We start from the raw sequence: 4454 nt of genomic DNA, 5'->3' as shown, positions 1-4454 counted from the left end.
CGCCCCCCCATACCCCCCCCACCCCCGGGGGGGCCCCCCCCCCCCCCCGGGCGCTACCAAGACCCGATCACGCCTTGCCGATCAGCGCATTCCGGCGGCTGTACAGGAAGTACACCGCCAGACCGATCACGTTCCAGATCAGGAAGTACAGCTGGGTGCTGCTCGGCAGGCTGATGAACAGATAGATGCAGCCCAGCGCAGCGGCGGGACCGACGAACCAGGCCAGCGGCGTGCGGAAGGTGCGCTTGGCATTCGGCTCGCGCTTGCGCATCACCACCAGGCAGATGCCCACCGCGGTGAATGCCGCCAGGGTGCCGGCATTGGCCAGTGCGGCGATCTCATCCAGACGCGCCACACCGGCCAGCGCCGAGACCACCAGGGCACTGAACAGGGTGGTGGCCACCGGCGTGCCGGTGCGCTTGTTCACGGCCGACAGACCGCGCGGCAGCAGGCCGTCGCGGCCCATCACGAAGAACACGCGGCTTTGCCCGAACAGGAAGGCCAGCAGCACGGTCGGCAGCGCCACGATGGCGACGATGCCGATCACCGCCGCCGCCTTGGGCTGGCCCAGCTCACGCATGATCAGGGCCAGCGGCTCGGCGCTGTGGCCAAACACCGCGTAGCTCATCGCGCCAATCGCGGCCAGCGCCACCAGCATGTAGATGATGGTGCAGCCGATCATCGAGCCGATGATGCCGATCGACAGGTCGCGGCCCGGGTTCTTGGCTTCTTCCGCCGCCGTGGAGATGGCGTCGAAACCATAGAACGCGAAGAAGATGATCGCCGCGGCGGCCATCACGCCGCGCTCGACACCGTCAGGGCCCAGCGTCTTGGCGAAACCGTGCGGCATGAACGGCTGCAGGTTGGCCGGGTCGAACGCGGGCAGGGCAACGGCCACGAACACCGCCAGCGCGATGATCTTCAGCACCACCAGAATGGCGTTGAGGGTCGCGCTTTCCTTGGTGCCCAGCATCAGGCCACCGGCCACCACCCAGGTGATCAGCACTGCCGGCAGGTTGAACACGCCGCCTTCCACGTGCGGGCCGGCCGAGAGTGCCGCCGGTAGACGGATGTCGATGCCGTAGCTGGAATGGATCCATTCCAGGAAGCCGACAAAGTAGCCGGACCAGCCGACCGCCACGGTACTCACGACCAGTGAGTACTCCAGCACCAGGCTCCAGCCCACCACCCAGGCAAACAGCTCACCCAGTGCGGTGTAGCTGTAGGAATAGGCACTGCCGGCCGCCGGCATCATCGTCGACAGCTCCGCGTAGCACAGCGCGGCGCAGGCGCAGACCGCACCGGCAATGGCGAAGGAGATCAGCACGGCCGGGCCGGCGAGGTTCGCGCCAACGCCGATCAGGGTGTAGATGCCGGTGCCGACGATGGCACCGATGCCCAGCGCGATCAGGTGCGGCCAGCTCAGCGTGGGAATCAGTCGCCTGCCAGATTCATGTTCGGTGACCGAACCCAGGGATTTGCGCCGCAACAAGGATGACATGGGACCTCACGGATTGACTGCAATCGACAAGTGCCCGAGTGTGACCGAACGCGCCGCAGCATTACTACTGCCAAGCGTCGTGATCGACCTGAGGATTCTGCTATTGATCAAGCTTTGCCGGAATCGGCACAAAAACCGGGCGAAATAGCGACATCGCGCCGGTCGCCCCCCGCCCAGCCGGCGACTCACGGTCAGCCGCTCAGCCCCAGGCGCACGCCGAACCCGATCAGGAACACGCCGGCCACGCGCTTCAGCACGACACCAACGCGCGGGTGCTGGATGATCCGCCGCCGCAGCAGGTTGCCGACCCCGATCAGCAGCGAGCAGTACGCGACGCTGAGCACGAAGATCAGCCCGGCCAGCGCTGCGAAGGTCACCAGACCCTGGTGCCGCACCGGGTCGATGAACAACGGCAGGAAGGCCATGTAGAAGATGATCGCCTTCGGATTGAGCAGGCTGACCAGGATCGCCTGCCGGAAGTAGTGGCCCGGCTGCAGGCGGATGCCACCCGGTTGAGCGCCCTCGCGCGGCTCGCGCAGCAGGCTGATGCCGACCCACACCAGGTAGGCCGCGCCCAGGTACTGCACGGTGTGGAACACCACGGGATTGGCCTTGAGCAGCGCGGCCACGCCGGCCACCGCCAGCCACATCAGGATCTGGTCACCGAGCAGCAGGCCGGCGAGCGCGGTGTAGCCGCCGCGGACGCCGCCGCGACCGGTGGCGGTGAGCAGGGTGAAAGTGCCCGGTCCAGGCAGCATCAGGAACACCAGCACGGCGGCGACAAAGGTCCACAGATCCTGGATGCCCATCCACGGCATGGCGGTGACTCAACTTCGGGGGGACGCCATTGTCGGACAAGGCGCCCGGCGCGGATAGCATCCGCTGTCGCTTTCAGACCGGAGGCGGCGGCAATCCGTCCAGCATCGGCTGCAGCCGTGCCGCGCACAGGGCCTGCAGCTGGCGCAGGGCGGTGGAGAACTGCTTGCGGTGCGGGCACACCAGGTTCAACGGCAGGCTGTCGCCGGCACCGTCCAGCAGCACCTGCAGCCGCCCGGCACGCACGTCCTCGCACACGTCCAGCCACGACTTGAACACGATGCCTTCGCCGGCCACTGCCCAGCGTCGCACCACGTCGGCGTCGTCGCAGACCAGGTGCCCGCGCACCGGCACCACCACGCGGCGTCCGCCCTGCTCGAAGCTCCAGCGGTCGTAGGGACGCCCGGCCAGCTGATAGAGCAGGCACTGATGCTCCTTCAGCGCGTCCAGGTCTGCCGGCGCTCCGCACCGGGCCAGGTAGTCGGGCGATGCCACCAGCACCCGGCGGTTGTCGGGCAGCAGAGGCAGCGCCACATAGCGCGCGCTGTCGAAGCGACCCAGCCGGAACGCGATGTCGACCGGGTCGCGGAACACGTCGGCGACCTGGTCCGAGAGCAGCAGGCGCAGCTGCAGCTTCGGGTGCGCGGCACGGAACTCAGTCAGCCAGGGCAGCAGCACGTTGCGGCCCAGATCCGAAGGCGCGGCCACCTGCAGCACGCCGCGCAGCTCGGCATCCTCGCCACGGACCCGGTCGTCGGCCTCCTGCAGCGTGGCCAGCACGTCCTGCGCGTAGGGCAGGTACAGCCCGCCCTCGGCGGTCAGGCGCAGGCTGCGGGTGGTGCGCACGAACAAGCGCAGGTCCAGTTCGCGCTCCAGCCGGGCCACCGCAGCCGCGACCTGGCCGGGCAGCAGGTCGGCTTCCCGTGCAGCCTGGGAAAAGCTGCCCAGGGCGGCAGTCCGGACGAACAGCGCCAGATCCTCGAACCGGACCATTTTCTCTTCCAGAGTGAAAGTGATGTTGCATTCTGCGCCTTTCCGGGCAGGTGAGGGCGGTCCAAGCTGGGCCTCCCTTTTCTGGATCGCCCTCACATGAAAGCCATCGCTTACTCCCAGCACGGCCTGCCGATCACCGACCCGGCGGCCCTGGTCGACCTGGAGCTGCCGATGCCCGCCCCCGGCCCGCGCGACCTGCGCGTGCAGGTGCGGGCGATCTCGGTCAATCCGGTCGACACCAAGGTCCGCCGCAACGTCGCGGTCACAGAGCCGCGCGTGATCGGCTGGGACGCAGTCGGCATCGTCGACGCGGTGGGCAGCGAGGTCAGCCTGTTCCAGCCGGGCGACGCGGTTTACTACGCGGGCGACATCAACCGCCCGGGCAGCAATGCCGAATACCAGCTGGTTGACGAGCGCATCGTGGGCCGCAAGCCGGCCAGCCTGGATGACGCCGCCGCGGCGGCGTTGCCGTTGACCGCGATCACCGCGTGGGAACTGCTGTTCGACCGCCTGCGCATCGCCGAAGGCGGCGGTGCCGGCCAGACCCTGCTGGTGGTGGGCGCGGCCGGCGGCGTGGGCTCGATCCTGGTGCAGCTGGCCCGCAAGCTGACCCAGCTCACCGTGATCGGTACCGCCTCACGACCGGACACCCAGGACTGGGTGCTGGACCTGGGTGCGCACCACGTCATCGACCACAGCCAGCCGCTCACCGAAGGCCTGGCCCGGATCGGCATCAACGCCGTCACCCATGTGGCCAGCCTGACCCACACCGACCAGCACTACGCGCAGATCGTGTCCGCGCTGGAACCGCAGGGCCAGCTGGCGCTGATCGACGACCCGGGCCAGCTCGACGTGATGGCGCTCAAGCGCAAGAGCCTGTCGCTGCACTGGGAGTCGATGTTCACCCGTTCCACTTTCGGCACTCCGGATCTGCAGCGCCAGCACGACCTGCTCAACCGGGTCGCCGAACTGGTCGACGCCGGCGTGCTGCGTACCACCCTGGGCGAGCACTACGGCCGTATCGACGCCGCCAACCTGCGCCGCGCCCACGCGCTGATCGAAAGCCATCGCGCGCGCGGCAAGCTGGTGCTGGAAGGGTTCTGAGTCAGGCGGCCCCCCCCGCCCAGCCCCCCCCCGCCGGCCC

The 4454-nt window shown here is 68.6% G+C and carries 4 protein-coding genes; 1 reads left to right on the top strand and 3 read right to left on the bottom strand.

Annotation, left to right across the window (positions count from 1 at the left end; translation table 11 throughout):
* Positions 1-67 precede the first annotated feature (67 nt).
* The 3 genes from QMX83_RS20420 to QMX83_RS20410 form a co-directional block, all read right to left on the bottom strand.
* Positions 68-1501, bottom strand: coding sequence for an amino acid permease (locus QMX83_RS20420; protein ID WP_282298464.1), 1434 nt, complete (start codon positions 1499-1501; stop codon positions 68-70).
* 191 nt (positions 1502-1692) lie between these two features.
* Positions 1693-2319 carry a leucine efflux protein LeuE gene (leuE, locus tag QMX83_RS20415; protein ID WP_282298463.1) on the bottom strand — a complete coding sequence of 209 codons (627 nt, stop codon included), beginning with the start codon at positions 2317-2319 and terminating at the stop codon, positions 1693-1695.
* Between the two features lie 73 nt (positions 2320-2392).
* The gene (locus tag QMX83_RS20410) at positions 2393-3310 is read right to left on the bottom strand and encodes a LysR family transcriptional regulator (protein WP_282298462.1); all 918 of its coding nucleotides are present in this window, start codon (positions 3308-3310) and stop codon (positions 2393-2395) included.
* Positions 3311-3406: 96 nt separating this feature from the next.
* Here QMX83_RS20410 and QMX83_RS20405 point away from each other — a divergent pair, with 96 nt between their 5' ends.
* Entirely contained in the window at positions 3407-4414 is a 1008-nt protein-coding gene (locus QMX83_RS20405; protein WP_282298461.1) for a zinc-binding alcohol dehydrogenase family protein, read from the top strand.
* The last annotated feature ends 40 nt before the right edge of the window (positions 4415-4454 follow it).

This window comes from Stenotrophomonas sp. PS02289 (genome assembly GCF_029960115.1).
In the GTDB taxonomy this organism is placed as follows: Bacteria; Pseudomonadota; Gammaproteobacteria; order Xanthomonadales; family Xanthomonadaceae; genus Stenotrophomonas.
The sequence above is the reverse complement of the archived record's forward strand: the minus strand, read 5'-3'. Positions and strand labels throughout refer to the sequence as shown.